The organism is Solwaraspora sp. WMMB335, assembly GCF_049179075.1.
Lineage (GTDB): Bacteria > Actinomycetota > Actinomycetes > Mycobacteriales > Micromonosporaceae > Micromonospora_E.
In genome coordinates this window covers 1,545,608-1,572,111 of record NZ_JBMHMF010000001.1, presented here as the reverse complement: position 1 = coordinate 1,572,111, position 26,504 = coordinate 1,545,608, and the positions used below count along the sequence as shown (strand labels likewise).

Below are 26,504 nucleotides of genomic sequence, written 5' to 3'. Positions count from 1 at the left end.
TCCTCCCTGCTCAGCTGGTGGCGATGGCGGCGGTGGCCGGGGCGACCGGTACGGACGCCGGGATGACCACGACGGGGCAGGTGGCCTTGCGGATGGACTCCTCGCTGACCGAGCCGAGCACCGTGTGCTGCAGCCGGCTGTGTCCGTGGCTACCCAGGACCAGCAGGTCGGCGGAGCGGGCCGCGATGGTCAGTACGTCGGCGGCGCGGCCTTCGTGCACCTCGCCGACGACCGGTAGGGCGGAGCCGTGCCGGGTGGACAACTCGGCGAGTTCCCGGTCGAGCATCTCGGTGGCTCGCTGACGTTCCTCGACGGGGCTGACGACGGTACCGCCGTCCCACCGCCAAGCGGTGACCGCGCGCAGCGCGCCACCGCGCGCCGCAGTTTCGGTAGCGGCCCAGTCCAGTGCCCGACGGGCTCCCTCGGAGCCGTCGACACCGACGACGATCAGGTGGCTGGCGCTCATCTTCCTCACTCCTTCAACTGCATCTGAGCCCAGTCCACACCCGGCGACGGGTGCGGCACAGGTGCGAAGGACCCGCCGTCGCGGGCCGTCGGACCTGGCTCGTCCGGCTCGGCGTGTGTGGTGGCCCCGGGCCCGGTGAACAGGGCGAGTAGCTCGCCGACGAGGTGGTCACGTTCGGCGGGATGTCGAAACGGCACACAGGGATCGACGGTGTACTCGTTGCGTCGGCCCACCCGGCGTCGGGCGAGGTAGCCGGCCTCCTCCAGATCGGCCACGATGGTGTGGGCGGCACGTTCGGTGATTCCCACCCGTGCCGCCACGTCGCGCAGCCGGGCCCGTGGGTCTCGGGCGATGGCGAGCAGGACGTGTCCGTGGTTGCTGAGCAGGGTCCAGGCCGGCAGGCGCCACGTATCGGGGGCTGTCACAGCGTAATCATATGGGTACGAATAAGTGAACATTGTGCGCATCGGTCGATGTCGGCGAACTCGCCGACATCGACCGATGCCGGTCAGCTGCGCAACCGGTCCGCCCGCAGCAGATGTGCCCACCACGGCCGCCGGCCGCCGGAGCGGACCGCCGGGGCGCGCCCCGGCACCCCTTTGAGGCTGAGCCAGCCGCCTGGTCCCATGCTGACGGTCTGGATCGCGGCCGGCCTGCGGCGTGTCGCCACCGTGGCGGCGAGTGCTGCCAGTGCGGCGACCGCCAGCGCGGTGCGCAGGATCCGGTCGGTCGCGATCACCGGACGGAACCGGACTCCGCCGTCGGCGACCACGAACACACCCAGCGGCGTGTCGCCACGACTGACCGGGATGACCGTCACTCCCCGGTCTGCGCCGGACTCGACGGCGAGCCCGAACGTGGTGGGTGCCTGGTCGTCACCGGACGGCGCCGATGCGCGGGCGGTGGCCGCCGGCACCACGAGCATCGTCTTCATGGTGGCCTCTCCTTACCTGGTGTCGGACCTGCCGTCTACCTGGTGTCGGACCTGCTGTGCAGGGGGCGGACCGCAGCGCGGCCAGCTTCCAGTCGGGCCAACGGCACCCGGTACGGCGAGCAGGACACGTAGTCGAAGCCGGCGTCGTGGAAGAACCGCACCGACTCGGGGTCGCCGCCATGCTCACCGCACACCCCGATCTCGAGCCCGGGCCGCACGGCTCGGGCGTCGGTGACCGCGATCGCGATCAGCCGCCCGATGCCGGTGGTGTCGATCGACTCGAACGGCGACACGGCGAAGATGCCGAGTTCCAGGTAACGGCCGAAGAATGCGCCTTCCACGTCGTCGCGGGAGAATCCCCAGCCCAACTGGGTGAGATCGTTGGTGCCGAAGGAGAAGAAGTCCGCGGCGGTGGCGATCTCGCCGGCGGTCACCGCGGCCCGGGGCACCTCGATCATGGTGCCGATCGGGATCGGCGGCAGCCCGTCGAACCCGGCCAACACCGCCTCGGCCTGCGCCCGCACCGCTTCCAGTTCCTGCACCGCGCCGACCAGCGGCACCATGATCTGCGGGCGGGGATCCCCGCCGTCGCCGAGGCGCTGGGCGGTGGCCTCGGCGATCGCCCGTACCTGCATCTCGAACAGCCCCGGCACGACCAGGCCGAGCCGGACGCCGCGCAGGCCGAGCATCGGGTTCGACTCGTGCATCCGGCGCACCGCGGCGAGCAGTTGCCCGTCGTGTCCCGGATCTGTGCCGAGCGCCCGCGCCCGCGCGACCCGGGCGGTCAGTTCGTCGAGCGCCGGCAGGAACTCGTGCAGCGGTGGGTCGAGCAGCCGAATGGTGACCGGCTGGCCGTCCATCGCGGCGAGCAGGGCCTCGAAATCCGCGCGCTGCAGCGGTCGCAGCGCGGCCAGCGCCTCGTCCCGTCCGGCGTCGTCGGTGGCGAGAATCAGCCGTTCGACCAGCTCGCGCCGGTCGCCGAGGAACATGTGCTCGGTGCGGCACAGCCCGATCCCGGCCGCGCCGAAGGCTCGGGCACGCTCGGCGTCCTCGGCGGTGTCGGCGTTGGCGCGTACCCGCATCCTGGCGACCGTGTCCGCATGGCGCAGCAACCGGTCCACCGCCGCCACCAACTGGTCCGACTCCGGGGCGAGGTCGCCTTCGATGTAGCGCACCACCGGGGAGGACCGCACCGCGACGGCACCCGGATACACCGCTCCGGTGCCGCCGTCGATCGAGATCAGGTCGCCGGCGCGCAGTACGGTCCCGACCGCACCGCCGCCCGCCGTACCGGCTACCGTGATCGTGCCGGCGTCGGGATCGACGGTCAGCGCTTCGGCACCGCACACGCAGGTACGGCCCATGCCCCGGGCGACCACCGCGGCGTGCGAGGTCTTGCCGCCATGGCTGGTCAGGATTCCGGTGGCGGCGATCATTCCGGGCAGGTCGTCCGGGTTGGTCTCGCGTCGGACCAGGATCACCTGCTCGCCGCGCGCGGCTGCGGAGACGGCGTCGGCCGAGTGGAACACCACCCGTCCGACCGCGGCACCGGGCGCCGCCGCCACCCCGACGGCCAGCGGTGCGGGCGCGGCGGCCGGGTCGAAGCGGGGGAACATCAGGTGGGCGAGCTGCGCGCCACTGACCCGGTCGAGAGCTTCGTCGAGGTTGATGATGCCCTCGTCGACGAGCTGGCCGGCGATGACGAACGCCGCCTCGGCGGTGCGCTTGCCGACCCGCGTCTGCAACATCCACAGGGCGCCGCGCTCGATGGTGAACTCGATGTCGCACAGGTCGCGGTAGTGGTGCTCCAAGGTGTCCATGATCGACATCAACCGGTGGAAACTGCGCGGGTCGATCTGTTCGAGCTGCTGCAGGGGCACCGTGTTGCGGGATCCGGAGACGACGTCCTCGCCCTGGGCATTGGCCAGGTAGTCGCCGTAGACGCCGCGTTCGCCGGTCGCCGGGTCCCGGGTGAACGCGACGCCGGTGCCGGAATCCGGGCCGAGGTTGCCGAACACCATGGCCATGACGTTGACCGCGGTGCCGAGGTCGGCCGGGATGCGTTCCTGCCTGCGGTAGAACACCGCGCGTTCGGCGTTCCACGATTCGAAGACCGCCCGGATGGCCAGGTCGAGCTGTTCGTGTGGCGACTGCGGGAAGTCGCGGCCGGTGTACTCGTGGAACACCTTCTGGTACGCACCGACGAGCCCGTGCAGGTCGCCGGCGCTCAGCGCCGAGTAGGCGGTGACGCCCGCAGCGCGTTTGGCGGCCGCCATCTCGGCGGTGAACAGCTCGTCGGGGACGCCGAAGACGGTCCGACCGAACATGTGCACCAGCCGGCGGTACGAGTCCCAGGCAAAGCGTTCGTCGCCGGTCAAGGTGGCCAGCCCGGCGACCGTGGTATCGGTGAGCCCGATGTCCAGAACGGTCTCCATCATGCCGGGCATCGAGAACCGGGCGCCGGAGCGCACCGCCAACAGCAACGGATCGTGCCGGTCGCCGAGCCGCTTGCCCAGCCGGGCTTCGATCGCCCTCAGGTGCCGGTTGACCTCGTCGAACATGCCTTCCGGTGGCTCGCCGGCGGCGAGGTAGGCGCGGCAGGCGACGGTGGTGATGGTGAATCCGGGCGGCACCGGCAACCCGAGCCGGGTCATCTCCGCCAAGTTGGCGCCCTTGCCGCCGAGCAGGTCGCTGAGTTCCCGGTTGCCTTCGATGAAGTCGTAGACATATTTCGGCATGGCGCCCGCCTCCTCGTGCGGTCGGCGAATCCCTCTCCTTCCGAGGTAACAGCGGGCGGGGCCGGTGCAGTAGGGCCGGTAGGACCGACGCCGAGGGCCTTGGTCCTACCGGTGCGGGTGGCTCAGTCGCCGGCCGGCGGCGGCGGGGCGCACTCGCGGACGATCGCGGTGGGGCAGGTCGCGTGGTGCAGGACCGCCTGGCTGACCGCGCCGAGCGGTACCCGCAGCGGGTGGTCGCCACGGGCGCCGACGACGACGAGACCGGCGTCGGCGGCGCGGTCGATCAGCACCCGGGCCGGTGGACCGTGCACCACCTGCTGGCGCACCGGCACCTCCGGATACTTCTCATGCCAGGGAGCCACCGCCTCGGCGAGCTCCCGCGCGGTGGCGGCCGAGGTGTCCGCCCAGCTCAGCTCGCTCTCCCAGGTCCGTACGACGATCAGCTCGCGACCGCGTTGGGCGGCGGCGTCGAAGGCGAATCCGAGGGCCCGTTCCGAGCCGGTCGAACCGTCCACCCCGACCAGTACGGCGGTGCCGGCCGCCGGCTGCGGGACGGCCGGTCCGCCGCCGGCCGCCGGCCGTCGGGTGACCGACGGCACGCTCGCCCGGGCGACGAGGACGCTGCAGTCGGCCCGGGCGGCCACCTGTACGGCCAACGCGTCCAACGGCAGGCAGGTCCACTGCGCCAGGTCGCCGTCGCCGATCACGACCAGCGATGCCATCCGGGACTCGCGCAGCAGAGCGGTGGACGGTGCGCTCTCGGACATCTCCACCGTCACGTCGATTCCGGGCGCCACCGCACGGGCGAGGTCGGCGGCCCGTTCGACGAGCTGTTGGGCGTCCGGACGCGGTTGGTCGTCGCCACCGGAGAGTTCGTCGGGAATCCAGTTGAGGGCGTGCACCAGCCGCAGTGGCCGGTGCTGGGTGGCCGCCTCCCGGGCGGCCAGTTCGACTGCGGCCCAGCTGGAGGCCGAGTCGTGGACACCGGCCACGATCCGGTCGCGAGCCGGTGCGGAATGCTCGGACATCTCGGCTCCTTTCATCGCTTTTGTCCGGTCAGACGAGTCGACGACGTCTCGCCGACAGGCAAAGACAGGACAGGGAGCTCGTCTGCGAGACTAGCCCGCCGCCACCCCCGAAGACCGCCGAATCGGGCAGGCCGGGCAGGATAGGGCCATGATCGCGGCGATCGTGTTCGACATGGACGGGGTGCTCATCGACACCGAGCCGGTCTGGGAGCAGGTCCGGCGCGAGTACGTCGCGCAGGCACGGGGGCGATGGCGGCCCGACGCCCAGTCCCGGCTGATGGGCATGAGCACCGGTGAATGGGCGCACTACCTCGATGATGATCTTGGTGTCGGGCGGGGCGCCGATCGGGTGGCCCGTGAGGTCATCGACCGGATGGCCGAGCGCTACCGCGCCGAGCTGCCACTGATCCCCGGTGCGCTGGACGCGGTCCACCGGCTCGCGGCCCGGTTCCCGCTCGCCCTGGCCAGCTCGTCGCCGCGTCGTCTCATCGACCAGGTGCTCACCAGCGCGAACGTCACCGAGGCGTTCCGGTTCACCGTGTCGACCGAGGAGTGCACGGCCGGTAAACCGGACCCCGAGGTGTACCAGGTGGCCGCGCGCCAGCTCGGCGTACCGCCGCAGCGGTGCCTGGCGGTGGAGGACTCCAGCAACGGGCTGCGCTCGGCCGCCACCGCCGGCCTGGTCGTGGTGGCGATACCGCGACCGGACTACCCGCCGGCGCCGGATGCACTGGCCGGTGCCGCCGTGACGCTCGACGGGCTACACGACCTGACCATCGAGCGGATCGACTCGCTCGCCGTGGCAGATTGAGCCGCGCCACCGGTGACCAGGACCGGCGCCGTCGCCTGGGTGAGCAAGGTGCGTAGCGCCCGCCCGGTACGCCGACCGGCCGGTCGCCGTGGATCCCTGGCCACCACCAGCAGCCGCGCACCCCGGGCGCACCGCAGCATCTCCGGCACCGGATCGGCACCGGCGGGGCGCACCTGGACCGGAACCTGGGGGTACGCCCGCCGCCACGGGCCGAGCCGGGCGGCGGGCGGTCGCCCGTCGTGGTCCGTCGCCCCGCCGGTGAGCACGGTCAACCCGCAACGGTGCTGGTCGGCCCAGTCGAACGCGGCGGCCAGCTGTGCGTCGATCAGACCCGGGTCGTCGGCGCCGACGACGACCTGTCCGAGCTGTCCGGCACCGCCGGTCGGACGAACCACCGCGACCGGGCACCCGGCCTGCCGGGCCACGATGTAGGCGGTACCGGTGGACCGGTCGTGCCGTTGGTCGCGGTCGTCGCCCGGTCGGCCGGTGGCCGCGCCGACGACGACCAGATCGGCCCGCCGGGCCGCGTCGAGCAGCAGCCCCGCCGGATGTTCCGGCCGGATCAGCAACTGGACCCGGTCACCGCCGAGTCGACGGCGGGCCGCGGCGATGGCCCTGGCCAGGGCCGGATCGGCCAGTTCCAGCAGCGCCAGCGGCGGATGCGGACCCGCCGTCGCCAGTGCCGAGTCCGGCCGACAGCCGTGGCAGATCAGTAGCTGCCCGGCACAGCCTGCCGCCTGGTCGAGCGCCCAGGCCAGCGCGTGCCCACCGGTGCTGCCGCCCAGTCCGACGACGATCTGCGGTCTCATGGCTTACCCCCTGCCCCCCGCGTGGCTCCTGTGTTCCTTATCCCAGCAGTCGGCCCGGTGACGAGGTCAGGGCCGGCCGATACCGGCGGTCCGGGCCGAATGCCGCGTTCGGTCCGGGCCGTCCGGCCCGTTGCCGTCCGGCCCGTTGCCGTCCGGCCACGTCGACCGATGGCCGGGACACCGCTGGCGGGGCGGGAGCCGGCCCCGCCAGCGGCGTGATCACCGGATCAGCTCAGCTCACCGTGCAGGAGCTGCCGTTGAGGGTGAACGCGGTGGGTGCCGGGTTGCTGCCGGTCCAGTCGGCCAGAAAGCCGACCGAGACCGACGCGCCCGCCGGGAGGTTGGCGTTCCAGGTCGCGGCGGTGATCGTCACCTGGCTGCCGCTCTGTGCGCCCGTGCCGTTCCAGGCCTGGGTGAGCTGCTGGCCGGCGGTGAAGGTCCAGCGCAACGTCCAGCCGTTGATCGCGCTGGTGCCGGTGTTCGTCACCCGGACCTCGCCCTGGAAGCCGCCCGGCCACTGCCCGGCCACCGAGTAGCTCACCCGGCACGAACCAGCCGGTACGGTCGGTGTCGGTGTCGGTGTCGGTGTCGGTGTCGGTGTCGGATTCACTGTCGGTGTCGGACTCGGCGTGGTGGTGGGTGTGGGCGTCGGACCGCTGGTGGGCGAGGCGGTGGGCGACGGGGAACTCGTCGGTGAGCCCGACGGGGTCGGCGTCGGCGTCACACCGATCTGGCTCGGGTCGACCACTCCCCAGTACGCCGGCTTGGCCTGCAGTTGCCGGTCGAACAGCAACGGCGCGTCGATCCGGGTGACCGGGAAACTGTCCAGCCAGGTGTCGTCGTCGGCCAGACCCCAGAGGGTCACCGAGGTGATGTCGGCCGAATAGCGACGGTAGAGGTCGAACAGGTCCCGGTACCGGTACGCCTGCCGCAACAGCCGATCCTGGGGCGGGGTGGGGAACGACTCGCCGCTGTTGGTGTAGATGGAGATGTCCATCTCGGTGATCTGCTGTTCCACTCCCAGCGGGATGAACCTGGTCAGCATCGCCTCGGTCTCGCTCACCGACGGCCAGTCCACGTTGACGTGCATCTGGTGGCCCACCCCGTCGATCGGCACCCCCTCCGCCCGCAACTGGCTGACCAGGTTGAACAGGTGGTCCCGCTTGGCCGGCACGTTGGTGTTGTAGTCGTTGATGAACAGCTTCGCCGCCGGGTCGACCTCTCGGGCCACCCGGAACGCGGTACGGATGAAGTCCAGTCCGGTCAACTCGTACCACCGGCTGCGCCGGATCCCGTCGGACTGGCCTTCGTCGATGACCTCGTTGACCACGTCCCATGCGCTGATCTTGCCGGCGTACCGGCCGGCGATTTCCCGGATGTGTGTCTCCAGCCGGGTGAGCACCAGTTCCTTGCTGGCCGCGGTGACCGGCAGCGGATTGCCGGCGGTGTCGGCGAAGACCCAGCTCGGGGTCTGGTTGTGCCAGGCGAGCGTGTGTCCGCGGACCTGCATGCCGTTGGCCTCGGCGAAGGCGACGATGGCGTCCGCGTCGGTGAACCGGAACTCGCCTTCCACCGGCTGGGTGGCGTCCCACTTCATCGCGTTGCCGGCGGTGACCGAGTCGAAGTGCTTCGACAACAGCTGCGCGTGATTGCCGATGAGCTGGGCGCGGGACACCGCCGCGCCGATCGGGAACTCCCCGGCCAGCACGTCCTTCACCGACGGTAGGTCGGTCTGGATCGGCAGTGCCGGCACGTACGACAGAGCGAAATCGTCGATGTGCAACGCCGGGGTGCCGCTGGCGGTCTCGACGTACACGGTGAGGAACTCGACCTCCTGGGCCAGCGTGTACTGGCCTTGCAGGTTGACCCAGGTGCCGGCGGTGACGGTGGTGTTGCCGACCACCTGGTCGTAGGAGGGCGTGCCGTCGGTGCGCCGCTCGACGCTGAGCCGGGCCTGGGCGTCCGCCTCGCCGGCGGCCAGCCGGACCCAGACGGACAGGGTGTAGCGGGTACCCAACTCGACCGTGTCCAGCAGGTCCAGGACCGGGCCCTCCCAACTGCGGGTGCGTCCGGTGACGAGCAGGCTGCCGCTGCCGGTGTGAGCCGCTGCGGTGCTCGGCGCGACGGTCTCGTCGGCGCGGGGCACCCAGCCCTGCGTGGTGCCGTCTTCGAAGGTGCTGGTGGCGACGACGACCGGCTCGGCCGCTTGGGCGGCCGGCGCGGTGGCCAGTGGTACGACGACGGCGAGCGACGCCGCGACGGCGAGTCCGAGCAGGCCGTACGGCCAGGCCCGGCGCGTCCGTGGTGCGCGCATGCTGATGTCCTTTCCGGATTGCCCGTCCGCTGGCCGGTGTCGCTGTGGCAGGGGTCGGCCGTGGCGGTGGCGGGTCTGCGATGCGCCTGCCGCTGCCTGCGGCTGCCTCGGCCGCGTGGCGCGATCTCGCGCTGGTGGGCCGGCATGAGCCCGCATGCCGGTGTGGGTGGCTGCCCGCGCTGGCTCCCGTAGGGCGCGTGGCCGGTGCTCGACGCACCACGAGCCACCTCGATGGTGATCGATCCTATGGGTGCCGCAAAGGCGCGTCAACGCGCCTGCCCGGCAACGGCCCGACCGCCGTACGGGCCAGCGCGGTGAGTGTGGTCCAAGTCCTCTAAACTGCTCGGCGGCAGCGCTCCCAGCTGGCGATCCGCCGGCCCGACACCCCACGGAGGCACCGCGATGAGCAGTGAGGAACGAGCACCGGTCGGGGTGGACACCACCCGTCCGAGCGTGGCCCGGGTCTACGACTACATGCTGGGTGGCAAGGACAACTTCGCGGTCGACCGCCAGGCGGGCCAGATGGCGCTGCAGATCACCCCGGACGGTCCGTACGCGGCTCGGGCCAACCGTGGTTTCCTCCGCCGGGCGGTGCGTCACCTGGTCGCCGACCATGGCATCCGACAGTTCCTCGACATCGGTTCGGGTCTGCCCACCCAGGGCAACGTGCACGAGATCGCCCACCAGGTCGACCCGCAGGTCCGGGTGGTCTACGTGGACAGCGACCCGATGGTGCTCGCGCACGGTCACGCCCTGCTGGCCAACTCTCCGATGACCACGGTCGTCCAGGCCGACGCACGGTATCCGCAACAGTTGCTGCGCGACCCGGAGATTCAGTCGATGATCGACTTTGAACAGCCGGTCGGGCTGCTGATGCTTGGCTTCTTGCACCACCTGGCCGACGCCGAGGATCCCGGGGCGATCGCGACGGCCTACCGTGACTCGCTTCCGGCCGGTAGCTACCTGGCCATCACGCACTTCCACAATCCCGGCGAGCGCCATCCCGAAGCCGCGAAGAAGGCCCAGGTGGTGGAGAAGATCTTCAACCAGACGATGGGCACCGGCCGGTGGCGTCAGTACGACGAGATCGTGAGCTACTTCGGCGACTTCGAGCTGCTCGAGCCGGGCCTGGTGCCGCTGGCGGACTGGCGGCCGGAGCCGGACGAGGCACTGTCCGCGCAGACGGACACCTACTACACGTTCGTCGGCGCGGTGGCCCGCAGGAACTGAATCCGGCTTCTTCGGCCCGGTCGTGTTAACGTTCAACACACCCTGGGTCCCAGAGGGTCAGGCCCTGCCAAGCTGCCCGCTGTCGCGCTCAACCCTGTTCACGCGCCTGTTCATCTGCGTCACGGGCAACGATCCGGTGCGCGAAGAGAGGTGTTCGGATGCCTGCGCCCATGCAGCCGGTGACGGTTCACATCGACCCGGCCTTCGCGATCGCGCCCGTGCGACGACGGACCTTCGGTTCCTTCGTCGAGCACATGGGCAGGTGCGTCTACACCGGCATCTACGAGCCGGAGCACCCCAGCGCCGACGAGCACGGCATGCGCCGTGACGTGCTCGACCTGGTACGCGAGCAGGGCGTCACCGTGGTCCGCTACCCGGGCGGGAACTTCGTCTCCGGCTACCGCTGGGAGGACGGGGTGGGCCCGCGGGAGCAGCGCCCGACCCGCTTGGAGCCGGCCTGGCACAGCGTGGAGTCCAACGCCTTCGGCCTGCACGAGTTCGTCACCTGGGCGCAAACCGCCAAGGTGGAGCCGATGATGGCGGTCAACCTGGGCACCCGGGGCCCGGCCGAGGCGATGGAGTTGCTGGAGTACGCCAACCATCCGGGCGGCACCCGGCTTTCCGACCTGCGGCACAAGCACGGCAGGGCCGAGCCGTACGGGATTCGGATGTGGTGCCTGGGCAACGAGATGGACGGTCCATGGCAGCTGGGCCACCAGACAGCGCAGGAGTACGGGCGGCGGGCGGCCGAGACGGCCCGCGCGATGCGGATGATCGATCCTGGTCTGGAGCTGGTGGCCTGCGGCAGTTCCGGGCCGAGCATGCCCACCTTCGCCTCCTGGGAGGCGACCGTGCTGGAGCACGCCTACGACCAGGTGGACTTCGTCTCGGCGCACATGTACCAGGAGGAGCACGACGGCGATCTGGCCAGCTTCCTCGCCTGCGGCGTGGAAATGGACCGGTTCATCGGCGACATCGTGGCGACCTGCGACTACGTACGGGCCAAGACCCGCCAGCAGAAGCGCATCGACATCTCCTTCGACGAGTGGAACGTCTGGTACATGAGTCGGGGGATATTCGGCGCCGACGGCCCGGCGGGATGGATGCACGCACCGGCGCTGTGCGAGGACGACTACACGGTGGCGGACGCGGTGGTGGTCGGCTCGCTGCTGATCACCCTGCTGCGCCGCAGTGATCGGGTGACCGCCGCGTGCCAGGCACAGTTGGTCAACACGATCGGCGCGATCCGTGCCGAGGCCGGCGGGCCGGCCTGGCGGCAGACGATCTTCTATCCGTTCGCGTACACCGCCCGGCACGCCAGCGGCACCGTGCTACGGGTCGAGTGCCGTGCTCCGTTGCTGCAGACCAGTCGGTACGGGGACGTGTCCGCGCTGGACGCCGTCGCCACGTACGACGACGACGCCACGGCCCTGACCCTGTTCGCGGTCAACCGCAGTGCACACGAACAACTCGCCCTCGACGTCGACCTGCGTGCGTTTCCCGGCTACCGGGTGGTCGAGCAGGTCCGGCTGCACGAGGCGGACGTACGGGCGGCGAACACCTCGGCGCGGCCGGACCAGGTGCGCCCGCGCAAGGTGACCGGATCGGCGATCGACCAGGGTCGGTTGGCGCTGGCCCTGCCAGCGGTGTCGTGGACGATGGTGCGGTTGTCCGCGGCCTCGCCATGATCACCTCGGCTGATCTGCGCAGACACCCGCTCTCCAGCGGGCTGTGTCGATAGCTGGTCTCTTGACGGCATTCCCGGCTTCGACGTAGCCTAACGCTTAACCGGTTAAGGATACCGGCTTGCCCTCTCTGTGGTGGGGAGGATGCCCGTGGCGACCCGGCGAGCACCTGCCGGACGTCACGGGTGCCGCCATGACGCCTCGACGCGATCGCCGGACTCTGCGGGACTTGCACCCCCGTGTCGCCGGCTGATGTTACGTTCGGTGTTCGCGGCCCCCCGTTCGACCGGAGGGTGCCGTGCCGACCGAGTGGATAGAACGACTGCTGTCGATGGATGGCACTTTCGTCTATCTGCTCGTCTGGGTACTCGTCTTCGCCGAGGACGCGCTCTTCGTCGGGTTCGTCTTCCCTGGCGAGACCGCCGCGATCCTCGGTGGTGTGGCCGCCAGCCTCGGCACCATCTCGCTCGCCGGCATCACGGTGGTCGTGGTCAGCGCGGCGGTGGCTGGCGACACCGCCAGCTACCTCATCGGCCGGGCGTTCGGGGCCCGGCTGCTACGGCTGCGCTTCCTGCGCAAGCGGCAGGCCTGGGTACAGCGGGCCCAGCACCAGCTCGCGGTACGGGGCGGGGCGGCCGTCTTCGTCGGCCGGTTCGTGACGTTCTTCCATTCTGTGATGCCCGCCCTGGCCGGCGCGGCCCACATGCCGTACCGACGGTTCTTCCTGTACAACGTCACCGGCGCGCTGGTCTGGGGGATCGGCACGGTACTGATCGGATATCTGGCCGGCACGTCCTATACGGCGATCGAACAGGTGGCGGGCCCGGCTGCGGCGATCGGGGTGGCGGTGCTCGCGGTGACCACCTTCGTCATCTGGCGAATCCGGTCCGCCCGTCGCGAATGCGCGGCTGAGGAAAGCCACGGCGAACACGCGGCTGGAAAGGACCGTCGCGAATGCGTGACCGGTGGGAACGAACCGGAGTCTGCCCACCGTCGCCGCTCGGGCCGCCGCCGCGCGGGCCAGTGAGGCTTGACGCGGCAGGTCGACGCAGGCTCAACGCAGCAGGTCGACCAGCCGCAGACCGTCTGCAGTGGGCGGTGACAGCGGCAGTTCGTCGAGTTGGTCCACCGGCACCCAACGGACCGCGTCCGCGCTGCCATCGACCTCGGTGACCACCGGCTCACCATCGCCGACCTGGGCGCTGTGCAGCAGGCCGACCACGTGCCAGTCGGTGCCGTTGCGGCGCGCCGAGTACGACCGGGCGTCCAGCAACCGGGATGTGGTCACCTCCAGACCGGCTTCTTCGCGCAGTTCCCGCACCAGCGCGTCACCCGGCTGCTCGCCCGGATCGAGGCCACCGCCGGGCAGATGCCAGGCTCCGGGATCGAACACCGGAGACGCTTCGGAGAGCCGGCTCAGCAGCACCGACGAGTCACGGACGATCACCGCGTAGGCGCCGACCCGTAGTCGAGGACCATCACTCACCGTTACCTCCAGATTGTCGCGAGTCCACGCTGTCACAGCCGGGGGTGATCGCGCTGGCGCATCGACGAAGCCGTGCCGATCGGCGAGGCTGTGCCGTCGGCGAGTCCCGCGCCGGGGTGGCCGGACAGGTCGATCCTGTCCGGCCACCCGGAGGTCGCCCTGGCCGGGCGAGCCGGCCGCGCTAGAGGGCGGTGCAGGCCACCGGAGGGACGCTGTTGGTTCCGTTCCAGCTACCGATGAAACCGAATGTCGTGCTCTGGCCGGAACCGAGGTTGCCGTTGTAACTCACGTTGGTCGCGGTGACGCTCGATCCGCTGCTGGTGATCGTGGCGTTCCAGGCCTGGCTGACCGTCTGTCCGTTGGAGAAGGTCCAGGTCACCCGCCAACCGCGCAGTGCCGAGCCGCCGGCGGTCACCCGTACCTCACCCTGGAACCCACCCGGCCACTGGCCGATGACCGAGTACGTCGCGCTGCACGCGCCGGCCGGCGGGGGAGTGGTCGGCGGGACCGTGGTCGGCGGGGGAGCGGTCGGCGGAGCGGTGGTCGGTGGCGGGGTGGTCGGTGGCGGGGTGGTCGGCGGAGCGGTGGTCGGTGGAGCGGTGGTCGGTGGCGGGGTGGTGCCGCTGAAGATGGTCGCCTCGCGGGCCGTCTGCCGAATGCCGTTGGTGCCGTTGAACAGTCGCTGGCCCCACGTGGTCAGGCTGTTGACGTTGAAGTTGTTGACCAGGTCGAGGTACTCGACCCCGCCGCCGTTGCCGCTCCAGGACCAGCCGAGCCACCCGATCCCGTTCTGCTGGGTGTAGGAGAGGATGGCGTCCTCGTCCGGATCGCCGTCGGAGTGGTTGTGCCCGAACTCGCCGACCACGATCGGCAGCCCTGCCGTGCGGAACCGGCCCAGGTAGTCACTGATCTCCGCGGCGGTGTCGAACACTCCGTACATGTGGATCGAGAAAACCAGGTTGCGGGCCGGGTCTGCGTTCCACACCGACTGCGCGTTGTCGCGCATGGTGAAGGTCCAGTCCTGGCCCCAGTTCGGCGCGTCGACCATGATGGTGTGCTCGAAACCGGCGTCGCGCAGCCGCTGCACGGCACTGGTGGTGTGGCTGGTCCAGTTCTGGTAGCCGCTGTTGCCGAACGGTTCGTTGCCGATGTTGATGATCACGTAGTTCTCTTCGCCGCGCAGCACGCTGGCCAGGCTGATCCAGTAGTCCGCCGCGGAGGCCAGGGTCGCGGCAGCGCCCTCCTCGCCGTATCCGGTGGTGTCGTGCACCTCCAGCACGCAGATCAGTCGATTGGCCTTGCACAGCGAGATCACGTTGCGGACGTCGTTGGCGTCGTTGCGGGTCCATCGGACGCCGTTGCTCAGCACCACCCGCACCGCGTTCGCCCCGAGCGACTTGATGTTGGCGAACGAGCTGGTCTCGTTCGTGAACCAGGTGTGCGCGTGGTTGACCCCGCGCATGATGAACGGGGTACCGTTCGCCTCGACCAATCGGCCGCCGCTGATTCGCAGACCGACGGCGGCGTGAGCCGGCTGGACGAAAATCACGATCGAAGCGAGGAGCGCGAGAAGCGTCGCGGCCGCGACGCTGAGTCGTGTCTTCATGACCTACCTCGGGTAGAGGCCCGTGGACAGACGGCACCACGGGAACGTGGGACACCCGTACAACGGTCAGCACGGTGTCGACAACTACCCGGCCCTTCGCGCAGGCATCAGAGTAGACCGATGGATCGGGTGGACGCAACCGGTTAAGTTCCTGGCGCCGTCTTCCCTGACCATTGGTCTGGGAGAAGACATCGTAGAACGCCACTACCGGCGCTGATGCGGGTATTGAACCGCACCAGCGCCGGTAGTGGACCGGTCAAGTTACCGGGTTTGCGCGGCCACCTCGTACAACCGCTCCGGTGCCACCGCTCCGGCGAGGATCCGCCCGTCGTCGGTGAGCAGCACGGTCAGCAGCGCGCTGGAGAACAGCCGGCCGCTGCCCCATGAACCGCTGACCTCCGGCAGGTCGCCCAGCGTCAGCAGCGGGCCGGATCCGTCGGCCGGTTCCGCGCCGGCCGCCGGGCCGCCGTCGGAAGCATGGCCGGCAACCTCGACCGGCGGCGTCACCACCAGTACCGTGGCCCAACCGCTGCCCGCGCTGCGCACCACCTCGGCACCGCTGTCCGCAGCCCCGGGCCAGTCCTCGAACATCTCCAGCAGACCACCTGGCCCGGCCTGTTCCGGATCCCAGAGCTCCGGATCGTGGTTTCCAGGCCACTGCCGCTCGCCGCTGTCCGCGCCCTCGTCGACCGTGGTGCCGGGCGGTGGGTTGAACTCGAACTGCTCCGCGTCCGGGCGCTCGAAGCTGACCTGGGTGAACGCGATCTCGATCGCGGCCCGATCCGCTCCCTTGGCGTACACCGCGAAACGCAGCGGCACGAACTCGACCGAGTCGATGGCGATCCTGATCTCCTTGACCAGCGACGCCTCCGCGCGTGGGGTCAGCACCAGCTCGTACGCGGTACGCCCGGCGATCTCCGCCGACCGGCCCACCGACACCTCGGTGCTCTCGTCGATCGCGTCGAGGACCTCGTCGGCGGCGGCCTGCGGGGTGACCAACCCCTCCGGCGCCGGCCGATCCGCCGCCTCCGCGACGTCCTGCGGCAGCTCGAAGTGGCTGGCCTCGCTCTGCTGGCTCGACCAGATCCACACGTCGCGGCCGTTACGGATCACGTCGGTCTCGCCCAGCGTGCGGACCATCGCGATCCGCGCCTGATCCGGCTCGGCGTACCAGACCCGTACGGTGTGCGTGCCGTCGAGCAACGAGCCGAGACCGTTGCCGCCCACCTGAGCGGCCAAGTTGACTGCCGGCGGCAGCCCCAGCTCGGTCCGGTGCACGACCGTGCCGGACATCCCGTCGACCTGCGCCGTCTGCAGGTCGACCAGTAGTTGCTCGGCGCTGCGCGGCGGCAGCACCGGGTCCGCGGACGCGGCGAGCGCGCCGAGCGCCGCGCCGCCCCCGATGAGTACGGCGGCCGCGGCCCCTGGAACCAGCCAGCGCATCGCCGGCCGCGATGTGAATACCGACATCTTCGGCACCTCCTACCTGTCATGGTGCGCCGGCCGGGCTGAGAGTGGGCTGAGAGTGCCGGACGTCATGATGGCACCCTTGACCGGTGCGGTTGCTGGTGGTGGAGGACGAAAGCCGGCTGGCGGAGGCATTGCGCCGTGGTCTGCAGGCCGAAGGGTTCGCCGTCGATGTCGCCGGGACCGGTCCGCAAGGGCTGGATCTGGCCAGGCACGGTGGCTACGACGCGATGATCCTGGATGTGATGCTGCCTGGTCTGTCCGGTTACCGGGTGGTGCGCCAGCTGCGGGCCGAGCAGAACTGGCTGCCGGTCCTCATGCTGTCGGCCAAGGACGGCGAGTACGACCAGGCGGACGGGCTCGACTGCGGCGCGGACGACTATCTGACCAAGCCCTTTTCGTACGTGGTGCTGCTGGCCCGGCTACGCGCGCTGCTGCGCCGGGGCGCTCCGCAGCGCCCGGCGGTGCTCACCGCCGGCGACCTGAGCCTCGATCCGGCCCGGCGCCGGGTGACCCGCGCCGACGCCGAGATCGCCCTGACCGCCCGCGAGTACGCGCTGCTGGAGTACCTGATGCGGCAGGCCGGCGCGGTGGTGTCCAAGGTCGAACTGCTCGACCACGTGTGGGACGCCGGCGTCGACACCGCGCCGAACGCGGTCGAGGTCTACATCGGCTATCTGCGCCGCAAGATCGGTCGGGACCGGCTGGAGACCGTCCGTGGTGCCGGCTACCGGCTGGTGCCGTGACCACCAGCCGTGCGGCCCTGGTGACCAGGTTCGGAGCGGGCCTACGTGCCCGGCTGAGCCTGCGGAGCAGGTTGGCCGCGATCACCGTCCTCGGCGTCGCCGTCGGCCTGGTCGTCGGCGGCATCGGGCTGACCACCGCACTGACCCTCGCCCTGCACCGCAACGCCGAGGCCGACGCCCGCACCACCGGTGAAGCCATTGCCCGGCTGGTGGCCGCCGACGCGTTGCCCGACCCGCTGCCGGTCGCCGGCAACGACGTACGGGTACAGGTGGTCGATGCCGCCGGCCGGGTGCGGGCGGCGTCGATCGGCGCCGACCGGCTGGTACCGATGCTGTACGCGGCCGAGCGCGATCGGCTCGACGACGGCTCCGCGCTCACCATCGACGGCGTCCGGCTCGGCCTGCACGGGCCGGTACGGGTGTTCACGGTGCCGGCCGGCACCGACCGGGATCCACTGACCGTGCTGGTGGCCCGGTCGATGGACGACATCAGCCGGAGCGTCCGGTTGGTACGGGTGGCGGTGCTGCTCGCCGTTCCGCCGTTGGTCGCCGGGCTGGCCGCGATCGTGTGGCGTACCGTCGGGGCGGCGCTGCGTCCGGTGGAGGAACTGCGCTCGGGCGCCGCGGCGATCACCGGCGGGGAACGGGCCGGGCACCTGCCGGTGCCCGACGGCCGCGACGAGATCCACCGGCTCGCGGTGACCCTCAACGACATGCTGGACCGGCTGGAAGCCGGCCGGGCACGGCAGCGGGCCTTCGTCGCGGACGCGGCGCACGAACTGCGCAGCCCACTGGCCAGCCTGCGTACCCAGATCGAGGTCGCGCTACGGCTGGGTGAACGCACCGACTGGCCGACCGTGGCCGAGGACCTGCTCACCGACAGCCAGCGGCTGAGCCGGCTGGTGGACGACCTGCTCCTGCTGGCCCGCGCCGAGCAGGAACCGGACCCGGGCCGGGCCGGTGCGGGGCTCGGCGCGGTCGGCCCGGTCGAGTTGGGCGAGCTGACCGCGACGGTGGCGCGACGCTATCCCGGTTCGCCGGTACGGGTGGCGCGGTCGACCCAGCCGCTGTGGGTGGCCGGGGATCCCGATGCCTTGGCCAGAGTGGTGGCGAACCTGCTCGACAACGCGGTCCGGCACGCCCGGACCGAGGTGCTGGTGACCGCCCGACCCGGCGATCGGGGCTGGCACGAGCTGGTGGTCGTCGACGACGGCCCGGGGGTGCCGGCGGCCGACCGGGAACGGGTCTTCGACCGGTTCACCCGGCTGGACGACGCCCGTGCCCAGGACGCCGGTGGCAGCGGCCTGGGCCTGGCGATCGTGCGGCAGCTGGTACGGCGGCACGGCGGCATGGTCGACCTCGACGAGCCCGCGTCAGGTTCCGGTCTGTTGGTGCGGGTCAGGCTGCCTGCGGATACCGGCGCCGTCGCCGACGCGGCCGATGCCGAGTCCGGGCTCGCCGCCGACGGGGCGCCGGGGTCAGCGGGCCGCTGAGCCGGCCCGATCGGTGCAGACCGGCTCGGACCGTCCGACGACGTCGGTCGAGTAGACCACCGCCACGGTGAAGCAGTAGTCGATCGACTGGTCGAGCCCGTACGCGACGAAGCTGGTCGCTCCGGCGGGCAGCTCCATGAACGCCCGGGGCTGCTGGCCGGTGCTACCGCCGGACACCAGCACCGGGCCTTCGGCGCCCGCCGGGTAGGTCCAGCCCAGGCTGACGCTGTCCCGGTTGTCCCGCAGACTGACGTCGGTCGGCGGTGAGCCAGGCGGCGCCGGAGGTGGTGTGGGGCTGACCGTGACAACGGGCGGGGTGGCCGGTCCGCCGGTCGGCGCGGCCGTCGGGCCGGTCGGGTTGTCGTCGACCAGGCTGACGCCGGCGACGACCGCGGCGGCACCGAGCAGCACGACCACCACTCCCGTGAAGACCAGCATCGGAGGGCGCGGGCGAGGCGCCGGTGGTGCCGGCCGGTGTACCGGTACGAGTTGCCCGCGGGTACGTCGTACCGGCAGGTTGTGCCGGCGATCCGGCATTCGGCTCAACTCGCGTCGGGGCAGCCGGGAGAGGGTCCCGGGCGACGCGTAGCCGCCCTCCGACGGCTGCTGCTCGTGGTCTGCCACGGATACGGCGGCAGCGGGCACGGTCGTCTCGTCGACGGACTCACCGGGATCCGGCAGGTCCTCACCGGCGTCGGTGCCGGTCGGTGCCGGTGGTGCCGGTGGTGCCGACGCCCGGGTGCCGGCCGAGTACGGTCCGCGCGGGTTCGGTACGAACGCCGAAGCGTCCGGCGGCGCGGTGTGCGCGTCCGGCCCGGTGGCGTGCGCCTGCGGCCCGGTGGTGTCGTCGGTGCCCGCCGGAGCGCCGCCCGTCATGGAGTAACGGACCGGGCCGAACGGGCTGATCGACTCGCCGGCCGCCGACCCGGCCGGTGGCAGGTCCGCATCGTCGTCGGGCTCGGCCTGCTCGGGCGGCCACCACGGCTCGTCGAACAGCCACAGCTTCGGCCGCGGATCGGCGTCGGAGTCCATCCCGGCGACCGGGGAGTCCCCGGCGGAGGTATCGGTCGGTGCCCGCGGCGGGGGGATGGCGGCGCGGGCACCGTCGAGCGGTGACGTCTCGTCGGCCGGTGACGCGGGGTCCGGCGGGGCAGACCCGTCGTCTCGTCGGCCGGCGTCGGTCAGCCAGCCGCTAGGGGACCAGAGCGGGTCGTCGGTGGTGTCGGTAGCGCCCGGATCCCGCTCGATCCACCCGCGTTGGGTCCACGGACCGTCGCCATCGAGTTCCGGCAGCGGGGCGGGCGAATCGGGCAGGTCACGCCACGGCAGATCGGTGCCCGCCGGTGCGCTCTCGCCGGTGACGGCGCCCTCCGGCGGCCCTACCGGCCAGGCAACCGGCTGCTCCGACGGTTGCTCCGCCGGCGGTTCGGCGAACGGGTCGGTCGGCGGTGGCCAGAGGCTGTCGGCCCAGCGGGGGTCGGCCAGTTCGGCCGCCGCCGGTCCCGGCTCGATCCAGCCGGGTTCGGCCCACGGCTGGTCGTCATCGTATCCGGCGGGAGCGCCCTGATTCCCGTTCGCGGCGGCGTCGGCACGGTGCCGGGCGGTACCCGGCTCGGCCGGTGCGCGCTGCTGTGGAGGACCGGCCGAGGCGCCGTCCGGGTGGGTCGCGATGAGCGGCCCGGCCCGGTCGCCGTCGTCGTCGCCGGCGTCCGGCGTGTCATCCGGTCGGTCCGGGTCGACCTGGTCGGGCCCGCCGTCACCGCCGCACCGGTGGCCGGGATCGGCGGGTGACTCGGCCAGCGCGACCACTTGGCCGACCAACGGGTGATCGGCGGGCAGTTGCGTGCGGCACAGATCGACGGCGAGGGAGAGGCTGACGTCGGACTCGGTGAGGCGAGCGCAGTCGCGCTGCATGGCGCCGAGCCGGGCGAGCATCTTGATCCCGGCCGGATGTCCCTCGCCGTACACCTCCCGGTGCAGTTCCCAGGCGTCCTCCAGCCGGTCCCGGGCGATGTCGCACTGGCCGTGGGCGAACTCGACCGTGGCCAGGTCGGCGTGCGCGGCGAGCACCCGCAGCGACTCCGGGCCGTCGATGGCGCACAGTTCGTCGATCACCTCGCGGTACAGGTGGGCGGCGCGGGCGTGGCTGCCTACCCGGTGCAGGACAGCGGCGAGGGTGGCGGCGGCACCGATGGTGCGCTCGTCCGAGACACCGTGCAGGCGTTGGCTCGCCGAGTACGCGAACGCCGCCCAGGCCCGGGCCGCCGGCGCCGCACCGAGCGCCACCATGACCCTGGCGAGCAGGCCGGCCGCGTCGGCGTGCTCGGCGCTGGCCTGCCCCGGGCGGGGATCGGTGTCGGCGAGCGCGGCGGTCAGCAGACTCCGCGCGGCGGGCAGGTCGCCGATGCTGATCAGGCCGTGCGCCTGCGTGGTGATTTCGCCCAGGCCGAGAGACACGTCCCATCGTGCGTGCCCGACAACCGTCTGTACAAGGGTCTGATGTGGGACAGTTCGCTCATGATGGCGGATTGTTACCGGCCAGATGCTTGACGACCGTCTCGCTGATGGTGCGCAACTGCGCGATCTGCTCCGGGGACAGCTGGTCGAACAGGTGCTCGCGAACCGCGGCCACATGCCCGGGGGCGGCTGCGGCGAGCGCGGCGAAACCGGGCTCGGTCAGGACGGCGAACTGCCCGCGCCGGTCGGTCGGGCACTCCTCGCGGCGTACCCAACCGGCTTCCTCGAGGCGTGACACGGCGTGTGAGAGCCGGCTGCGGGACGAATCGGTGGCATCGGCGAGCTCGTTCATCCGCAGTGTCCGCCCGGGCGCCTCGGACAGCCGTACGAGGATCTCGTAGTAGGCGTGCGGCATGGCCGACCGGCTCTGCAGCTCGCGGTCCAACGTCGCCATCAGTGCCCGCGCGGCGGCCAGGAACGCTCGCCAGGTGCGTTGTTCGTCGTCGTCGAGCCAGCGGGTCATGGTCACCATCATAGCGAGAATAGTTGAGCACTCAACTATTTGGCGATACCGTGTCGGGATGGGAATCCACCGTCTCAACCACGCCGTACTCTTCGTCTCCCGGCTGGAGCGCAGCCTCGCCTTCTATCGCGACGTGCTCGGCTTCCGGCTGGTCCCGATGACTCCGGACACCTTCACCGGGGCCGCGTTCCTGCAGGCTCCGGGCTCCGCCAACGACCACGACCTCGGGCTGTTCGACATCGGTGCGCACGCCGGCCCGTCGGGTGCCGGGCGCGGCACGGTCGGCCTCTACCATCTCGCCTGGGAGGTCGACACGCTCGACGAACTCGACGTGTTGGCCACCCGCCTGGCCGCCGCCGGTGCCCTGGTCGGCACCTCCGACCACGGCACCACCAAGAGCCTCTACGGCAAGGATCCGGACGGTCTGGAGTTCGAGGTGGTCTGGCTGGTGCCCGCCGACCGGCTCGACGAACAGACGCTCGCCGCCCGCAAGCGGATCCGGCCACTCGACATCGGCCGGGAGAAGCAACGGTACGGTGGTCAGACGCGCGGCGGTGTCGGGGTGTCCGTGCCGGTTTGACGGTAGAACAAGGGCATGACCTTCGACCCGATCGCCACCGTTCATCGCGACCTGCTCGTCCGGCACCTCAGCGGCTGGCTCGGTGCCGCGACACGACAGGCCCGCCGGGCGACGTTCGTGCAGGCGTACGACGGGCCGGACACCGGCGCGGCCGACGCCGCGCTGCGGGCCGTCGCGACCCGGGGCGCCGCCGGCCCGGCCGGCACCACCCACGCCGCGCTGCCCGCCGGGTGCCAGTTGTCGATCGTCACCCTGGCCGGCGTACCGGCGGGTGCGGGTGACCCGGCAGAGCTGGCGACCCGGCTCGGCGCGGCCGAAGCGGGCCTGCCGCCGACCGTATCGGTCCATCTGCTGCCCGGCGGTTCGGCGCAGTTGCCGGTCGCGATAGCCGCGACGACCGCCGCCCGGGCACCACTGCTCGCCTACCTCGATCTGGCGGGCGGACCGCTGCCCGAGCCCGGTGTGCTGCGGGCGGTGGCCAGCGGCCGGCCCGCCGAACTGCTGATCACCGGGGCGCACCGCCCGGCCGGCGACCCCGGCCGGCCCGACCGCCTGCGCCAGATCCTCACCGGGGCCGGATTTCCGCTGGTCAGCGCAGTCGTACTGAGACCGGTCGGTGCGGCGACGACCGGCGCGCCGCAGCCCCGGGTACTGGCATTCGCCACCGGGTCGGGCAAGCGGATCGAGGCGTTCAAGGACGCGTTGTGGGCGGTCGACGCGCCCGGAACTGGGTTCGACCTGTGTGATCTGGCGGACCCGTCGGCTCCGGCGGACAGCGGCCCGCTGCGTCGGACGCTGCTGGCCCACCTCACCGCGACCGGTCCACGTACCGTCGCCGAGATACGACAGTTCGCCGTTACCCAGACCGTCTACCGGGCGAGTGACGCCAGCCGGGTGGTCGCCGGCCTCATCACCGAAGGGCTGGTGCGGCGGTGGCCGGCCGGCGACCGGCTCGGCGGAGACGTCGTCGTCACCGCGGCGCGTCCCGGCGCCGGCCCACCTGCTCGGTCCAGCGCCTGACGAACAACGACGCCCCGGTGGCGAGCACTCCGACGCTGAAGACCATCTGGACACAGACCGCGGCGCGGGCGAGTTGACCTTGAGCATGCACGTCGCCGTAGCCGACGGTGGTGAGGGTGGCGATCGCGAAGTAGAGCGCGTCGGTCTTGGTGGTCATGTTGACGAACTGGTCCGGATCGCTGAACGAGATCACCAGGTCGGCGAGGGCGAAGGTGACCACCCCGCCGACGACCGCCATCGCCAGCCGGGCGAGCCGTACGTCCGTCACGTCCGCGGCGATCTGCCGGCGGATCTGCCGCAGCACCAGCGCGGCGACGAGCACCACCCCGACACTGGTGACGACGGCCCGGACGGCGAGGTGCAGACCCGCCACGCCGGGCTCGACCGGCACGAGGTAGTAGAGCGCGACGATGAGCAGGCAGATCAGGGCGGTTTGCCATACCTCGGCTCGGCCTCGGCCCCGGCCGCCGGTGCGCTGGCTGGTGGCCTCTCGCGCTATTTCGGACATAGGACGATTATTGCTATAAATGGTGAGGGCTCGACGGGGAAATCCCCGTCGAGCCCCCACGCCGGCGCGTGGCCTGCTCAGCGACGTGACTTGTCCTGTTTCCAGGACAGCGGTCCGGGCAGGTCGTACCGGTGCGCACGGGTGCGCGAGTTCCAGGACCAACGACCGATCCGGATGCTCCACGAGGAGAAACCGTTCTCGGTGAAGTTCAGTTGCAACGGACCGAAGCGCTTCCGCTTACGGAACATCACACCCATCGCCGCGCTCCCTTCGATCGCCAACAGCAGGTAGGCCGCCAACAGCAGGTAGGTTCGTCAATTCCCACTGTCGCCAGTCGGCAAACTCACCGCGCCACCGCCACCACCGCCGCTTCGACGTGGGTCGCCGCTGTTCCAACGTAGACCTCCGAGGGCGGGCAGGGTCAGCGGGACTCCCAGGCATCCGGCTTCAAGGTCAACTTGCGGACGTGCGCCGGCATCCGTCCGCTGAGCACCTCGGCCAGGCTGACCTCGTCGACCACCTCGCGTACCGCGGCGCGCACCGCCACCCACAACCGGGGCAGATTCTCGGCGGCGCCCTCGTAGCGGGTCTCCTCCGGACGCAGCCCGCGCACCCCGGCGAGTGGGCCGTCCACGGCCCGTAGCACGGCACCGATGGTGACGTCGCGAGGCGGCTGGGTCAGCGTGTAGCCGCCCTCGGCGCCGCGCTGGGCGCGTACCACCCCGCCGCGTCGCAGGTCGGCCAGGACGGCTTCGAGGAACTTGCGCGGCATGTCCTGCTCGGCGGCGATCGCCTGGGTGGACATCAGCGACGGGTAGGCGGCGGCCAGGATCAGGGCTGCCCGTACCGCGTAGTCGCCGCGCGCGGAGATCTGCACGCCCCCATCATGCCGGTCGGCCTGATCCGGCCGGTCACCGGTGCTGTCCCCGTACGGCCGCCCGGAACGCTCCAGGGCTGTGTCCGATCTCGCGCTGCACGAACCGCCCGAAGTTGGTCGGTTCTGCGAATCCGAGCAGCTGGCCCACCTCGGCGACCGGCTGGTCGGTGGCGGCCAGCAACCGTTTGGCCTGCAGCATGACCCGGTCGTCGATGATCTGTTTGGCGGTCCGTCCGGTAACGGTCAGGCTGGCGCGGGTGAGGGTGCGCACCGCACACTGCAACCGCTCGGCGTACGCCTCGACCCGGCGGGTACGCGCGTAGTCGCGCTCGACCTCGTACCGGAAGCGGCGGAAGGTGACCCACCGCGAGGATCCTTCGCCGACGTCCGGCGGCTCCTGCCTGCTGCCGCTGTTGGCAGCGTCGGCGTCGCCCGTGGGCAACAGGGCGATCCGGACCAGCAGCACCCGTAACTGATGTCGCAGCAGGTCGTCGATCAGCGGTGACCGACGGGGCCGCTGGGTGTCCACGACGAGTTGACTGACCTCGTTGATGATCGCGTCCTCGTCCTCGCCGGCGAGCTGCCAGCGGACCGCGCCGTACGGATCGGCGGGCTGACCCCCGTTGCGGGCCGGCCAGCGGACGATGACCGCGTCGAGACCGGGCTGACCGCCTGGCCAGACCACCTGGCCGGCGCGCGCCCGCAACAAGGTACCGGGCCGACACGGATAGGTGACGAAGTCGATGTCGTGGCTGCCGTGACCGGCGGTGACCAGGATCAGTTCGTCATGATCGAGCAACTGAGGATCGGGCTGCTTCCCGTTGACCGTGTGGTCGCGCAGCGTAGTCGCGCTGATTCCCGACCCCTGGGCGTCCAGGCCGGGTCCGGTGCCGGGGTAGCCGGTCGCGGGGCTGGCGACGACGTGCGCAGGACGATCAGGGAGAACCATCGCTTCGACGGTAACCGCCGGCCGGCCTCGCCGCATCCGGTGGCTGCGTACGCCCTGGCACGCGCAGCGGCGGGAGTACGGCGCATCGCCGTACTCCCGTCACGCGAAACGGTCCTGATCGTCGCCGGACAGCGCCGAACCGGCCGTTCCGTTTTCGGGTCCGGGCACGGCGTCACCCCCGGTGGCCGTGCCCCGCCGGCGGTGAGTCCCACCCGGATCCGGTCAACGTCCAGCGAGCAGTCGGTTCACCGCCGTGTCCACGTCCAGATGCTCCGACTCGCGACCGCGCGGCACCACCACGTACGTCCGGCGCAGGAAACGGACCAGCACGCTGCGCGGCACCTCGAACAGCGCGTTGCCGTCGGGGGAGCTGAGCGCGAGCGCGACGAAGTCGCCGCGTGGTGTCGCCCACGGCCAGACCCGCACGTCACCGATTCCGGCCGGTTCGTCGAGCCCGGTGACCAGCAGTTCGCGGGCGAACGACCAGCTGACCGCCTCGCCGCCGGCGGACTCCGCGTGGAAAAGGACGTGGACCGCATAGGGATCCGTCGGTTCGTAGCGCAGGCTGGCCCGCACCGGCAGCGCGGTAGCGTCTGGCGCGATGAGCCGTAGTGACGTCTCGACCTCGACGGTCGTCGGTCGGATGACACTCATGGACGTTCTCCCCCCGGCACCGCTGCGGGACGCCCGCCCCGCTTTCCCCATACTCAGGTTCTGCTCGTAGTTACGCTCCGTCTAACGCTGATCTCACCCAGTAGAGGGAAGTGATTTCCGGAT

The 26,504-nt window shown here is 71.2% G+C and carries 23 protein-coding genes and 2 pseudogenes; 8 read left to right on the top strand and 17 right to left on the bottom strand.

The window, feature by feature from the left end; genetic code table 11:
- Window positions 1–10: 10 nt before the first annotated feature.
- The 5 genes and pseudogenes from ACN27F_RS06335 to ACN27F_RS06315 all read right to left on the bottom strand — a co-directional run bounded on the left by ACN27F_RS06335 (window position 11) and on the right by ACN27F_RS06315 (window position 5,166).
- Window positions 11–466 (bottom strand): universal stress protein, encoded by a 456-nt coding sequence (locus tag ACN27F_RS06335; RefSeq protein ID WP_421431668.1) that lies wholly within the window; start codon window positions 464–466, stop codon window positions 11–13.
- Between the two features lie 134 nt (window positions 467–600).
- Window positions 601–891, bottom strand: a pseudogene (locus ACN27F_RS06330) (helix-turn-helix transcriptional regulator); the annotation flags it as partial.
- Between the two features lie 83 nt (window positions 892–974).
- The gene (locus tag ACN27F_RS06325; protein WP_421431667.1) at window positions 975–1,400 is read right to left on the bottom strand and encodes a hypothetical protein; all 426 of its coding nucleotides are present in this window, start codon (window positions 1,398–1,400) and stop codon (window positions 975–977) included.
- 35 nt (window positions 1,401–1,435) lie between these two features.
- The gene (gene ppdK, locus ACN27F_RS06320; RefSeq protein WP_421431666.1) at window positions 1,436–4,138 is read right to left on the bottom strand and encodes a pyruvate, phosphate dikinase; all 2,703 of its coding nucleotides are present in this window, start codon (window positions 4,136–4,138) and stop codon (window positions 1,436–1,438) included.
- A 122-nt stretch (window positions 4,139–4,260) separates the two neighbouring features.
- On the bottom strand, window positions 4,261–5,166 hold the full coding sequence (locus tag ACN27F_RS06315) for a universal stress protein (RefSeq protein ID WP_421431665.1): 906 nt from the start codon (window positions 5,164–5,166) through the stop codon (window positions 4,261–4,263).
- A 148-nt stretch (window positions 5,167–5,314) separates the two neighbouring features.
- On the opposite strand from ACN27F_RS06315, the gene ACN27F_RS06310 reads away from it, so the two are divergent.
- The gene (locus ACN27F_RS06310) at window positions 5,315–5,977 is read left to right on the top strand and encodes an HAD family hydrolase (protein WP_421431664.1); all 663 of its coding nucleotides are present in this window, start codon (window positions 5,315–5,317) and stop codon (window positions 5,975–5,977) included.
- Here the strand turns inward: ACN27F_RS06310 and ACN27F_RS06305 are convergent.
- Together ACN27F_RS06305 and ACN27F_RS06300 are read right to left on the bottom strand one after the other, a co-directional pair.
- On the bottom strand, window positions 5,875–6,786 hold the full coding sequence (locus tag ACN27F_RS06305; protein ID WP_421431663.1) for a universal stress protein: 912 nt from the start codon (window positions 6,784–6,786) through the stop codon (window positions 5,875–5,877). The two genes, ACN27F_RS06310 and ACN27F_RS06305, sit on opposite strands and share 103 nt — an antisense overlap.
- A 232-nt stretch (window positions 6,787–7,018) precedes the next feature.
- The gene (locus ACN27F_RS06300) at window positions 7,019–9,100 is read right to left on the bottom strand and encodes an endo-1,4-beta-xylanase (RefSeq protein WP_421431662.1); all 2,082 of its coding nucleotides are present in this window, start codon (window positions 9,098–9,100) and stop codon (window positions 7,019–7,021) included.
- 402 nt (window positions 9,101–9,502) lie between these two features.
- Between ACN27F_RS06300 and ACN27F_RS06295 the strand changes: the two genes are divergently transcribed.
- The 3 genes from ACN27F_RS06295 (at window position 9,503) to ACN27F_RS06285 (ending at window position 13,042) form a co-directional block, all read left to right on the top strand.
- Window positions 9,503–10,330: an SAM-dependent methyltransferase gene (locus ACN27F_RS06295; RefSeq protein ID WP_421431661.1), complete on the top strand. Its 828-nt coding sequence runs from the start codon at window positions 9,503–9,505 to the stop codon at window positions 10,328–10,330.
- A gap of 158 nt (window positions 10,331–10,488) precedes the next feature.
- Complete coding sequence (locus ACN27F_RS06290) at window positions 10,489–12,018, top strand: alpha-N-arabinofuranosidase (protein WP_421431660.1); 1,530 nt, start codon at window positions 10,489–10,491, stop codon at window positions 12,016–12,018.
- A 328-nt stretch (window positions 12,019–12,346) separates the two neighbouring features.
- On the top strand, window positions 12,347–13,042 hold the full coding sequence (locus ACN27F_RS06285) for a DedA family protein (protein ID WP_421431659.1): 696 nt from the start codon (window positions 12,347–12,349) through the stop codon (window positions 13,040–13,042).
- 27 nt (window positions 13,043–13,069) lie between these two features.
- On the opposite strand, the gene ACN27F_RS06280 is transcribed toward ACN27F_RS06285, so the two are convergent.
- The 3 genes from ACN27F_RS06280 to ACN27F_RS06270 form a co-directional block, all read right to left on the bottom strand.
- Window positions 13,070–13,501 (bottom strand): NUDIX hydrolase, encoded by a 432-nt coding sequence (locus ACN27F_RS06280; protein WP_421431658.1) that lies wholly within the window; start codon window positions 13,499–13,501, stop codon window positions 13,070–13,072.
- Between the two features lie 181 nt (window positions 13,502–13,682).
- The gene (locus ACN27F_RS06275; RefSeq protein ID WP_421431657.1) at window positions 13,683–15,107 is read right to left on the bottom strand and encodes a cellulase family glycosylhydrolase; all 1,425 of its coding nucleotides are present in this window, start codon (window positions 15,105–15,107) and stop codon (window positions 13,683–13,685) included.
- Between the two features lie 261 nt (window positions 15,108–15,368).
- On the bottom strand, window positions 15,369–16,577 hold the full coding sequence (locus ACN27F_RS06270) for a LolA family protein (RefSeq protein WP_421431656.1): 1,209 nt from the start codon (window positions 16,575–16,577) through the stop codon (window positions 15,369–15,371).
- A gap of 86 nt (window positions 16,578–16,663) precedes the next feature.
- On the opposite strand from ACN27F_RS06270, the gene ACN27F_RS06265 reads away from it, so the two are divergent.
- Complete coding sequence (locus ACN27F_RS06265; RefSeq protein ID WP_421431655.1) at window positions 16,664–17,320, top strand: response regulator transcription factor; 657 nt, start codon at window positions 16,664–16,666, stop codon at window positions 17,318–17,320.
- Window positions 17,321–17,340: 20 nt separating this feature from the next.
- Entirely contained in the window at window positions 17,341–18,813 is a 1,473-nt protein-coding gene (locus ACN27F_RS06260; protein ID WP_421440004.1) for an ATP-binding protein, read from the top strand.
- A 1,653-nt stretch (window positions 18,814–20,466) separates the two neighbouring features.
- Here the strand turns inward: ACN27F_RS06260 and ACN27F_RS06255 are convergent.
- Window positions 20,467–21,225 (bottom strand): annotated as a pseudogene (locus ACN27F_RS06255) (tetratricopeptide repeat protein); the annotation flags it as partial.
- 103 nt (window positions 21,226–21,328) lie between these two features.
- Window positions 21,329–21,802 carry a MarR family winged helix-turn-helix transcriptional regulator gene (locus ACN27F_RS06250; RefSeq protein WP_421431654.1) on the bottom strand — a complete coding sequence of 158 codons (474 nt, stop codon included), beginning with the start codon at window positions 21,800–21,802 and terminating at the stop codon, window positions 21,329–21,331.
- A gap of 49 nt (window positions 21,803–21,851) precedes the next feature.
- Between ACN27F_RS06250 and ACN27F_RS06245 the strand changes: the two genes are divergently transcribed.
- Both ACN27F_RS06245 and ACN27F_RS06240 read left to right on the top strand, forming a co-directional pair.
- Window positions 21,852–22,373, top strand: coding sequence for a VOC family protein (locus ACN27F_RS06245; RefSeq protein WP_421431653.1), 522 nt, complete (start codon window positions 21,852–21,854; stop codon window positions 22,371–22,373).
- Between the two features lie 15 nt (window positions 22,374–22,388).
- Window positions 22,389–23,393 (top strand): hypothetical protein, encoded by a 1,005-nt coding sequence (locus tag ACN27F_RS06240; RefSeq protein ID WP_421431652.1) that lies wholly within the window; start codon window positions 22,389–22,391, stop codon window positions 23,391–23,393.
- Here ACN27F_RS06240 and ACN27F_RS06235 read toward each other — a convergent pair.
- From ACN27F_RS06235 to ACN27F_RS06215, 5 genes are all read right to left on the bottom strand, one after another.
- Complete coding sequence (locus tag ACN27F_RS06235; RefSeq protein WP_421431651.1) at window positions 23,344–23,901, bottom strand: potassium channel family protein; 558 nt, start codon at window positions 23,899–23,901, stop codon at window positions 23,344–23,346. The two genes, ACN27F_RS06240 and ACN27F_RS06235, sit on opposite strands and share 50 nt — an antisense overlap.
- Before the next feature lie 77 nt (window positions 23,902–23,978).
- Window positions 23,979–24,158 carry a DUF4236 domain-containing protein gene (locus ACN27F_RS06230; protein ID WP_421440002.1) on the bottom strand — a complete coding sequence of 60 codons (180 nt, stop codon included), beginning with the start codon at window positions 24,156–24,158 and terminating at the stop codon, window positions 23,979–23,981.
- Window positions 24,159–24,322: 164 nt separating this feature from the next.
- Window positions 24,323–24,778, bottom strand: a complete 456-nt coding sequence (locus ACN27F_RS06225; protein WP_421431650.1) for an RrF2 family transcriptional regulator — start codon at window positions 24,776–24,778, stop codon at window positions 24,323–24,325.
- A 34-nt stretch (window positions 24,779–24,812) separates the two neighbouring features.
- Window positions 24,813–25,727, bottom strand: a complete 915-nt coding sequence (locus ACN27F_RS06220; protein WP_421431649.1) for a helix-turn-helix transcriptional regulator — start codon at window positions 25,725–25,727, stop codon at window positions 24,813–24,815.
- A 222-nt stretch (window positions 25,728–25,949) separates the two neighbouring features.
- Window positions 25,950–26,381, bottom strand: coding sequence for an SsgA family sporulation/cell division regulator (locus ACN27F_RS06215; protein WP_421431648.1), 432 nt, complete (start codon window positions 26,379–26,381; stop codon window positions 25,950–25,952).
- Between the last annotated feature and the right edge of the window lie 123 nt (window positions 26,382–26,504).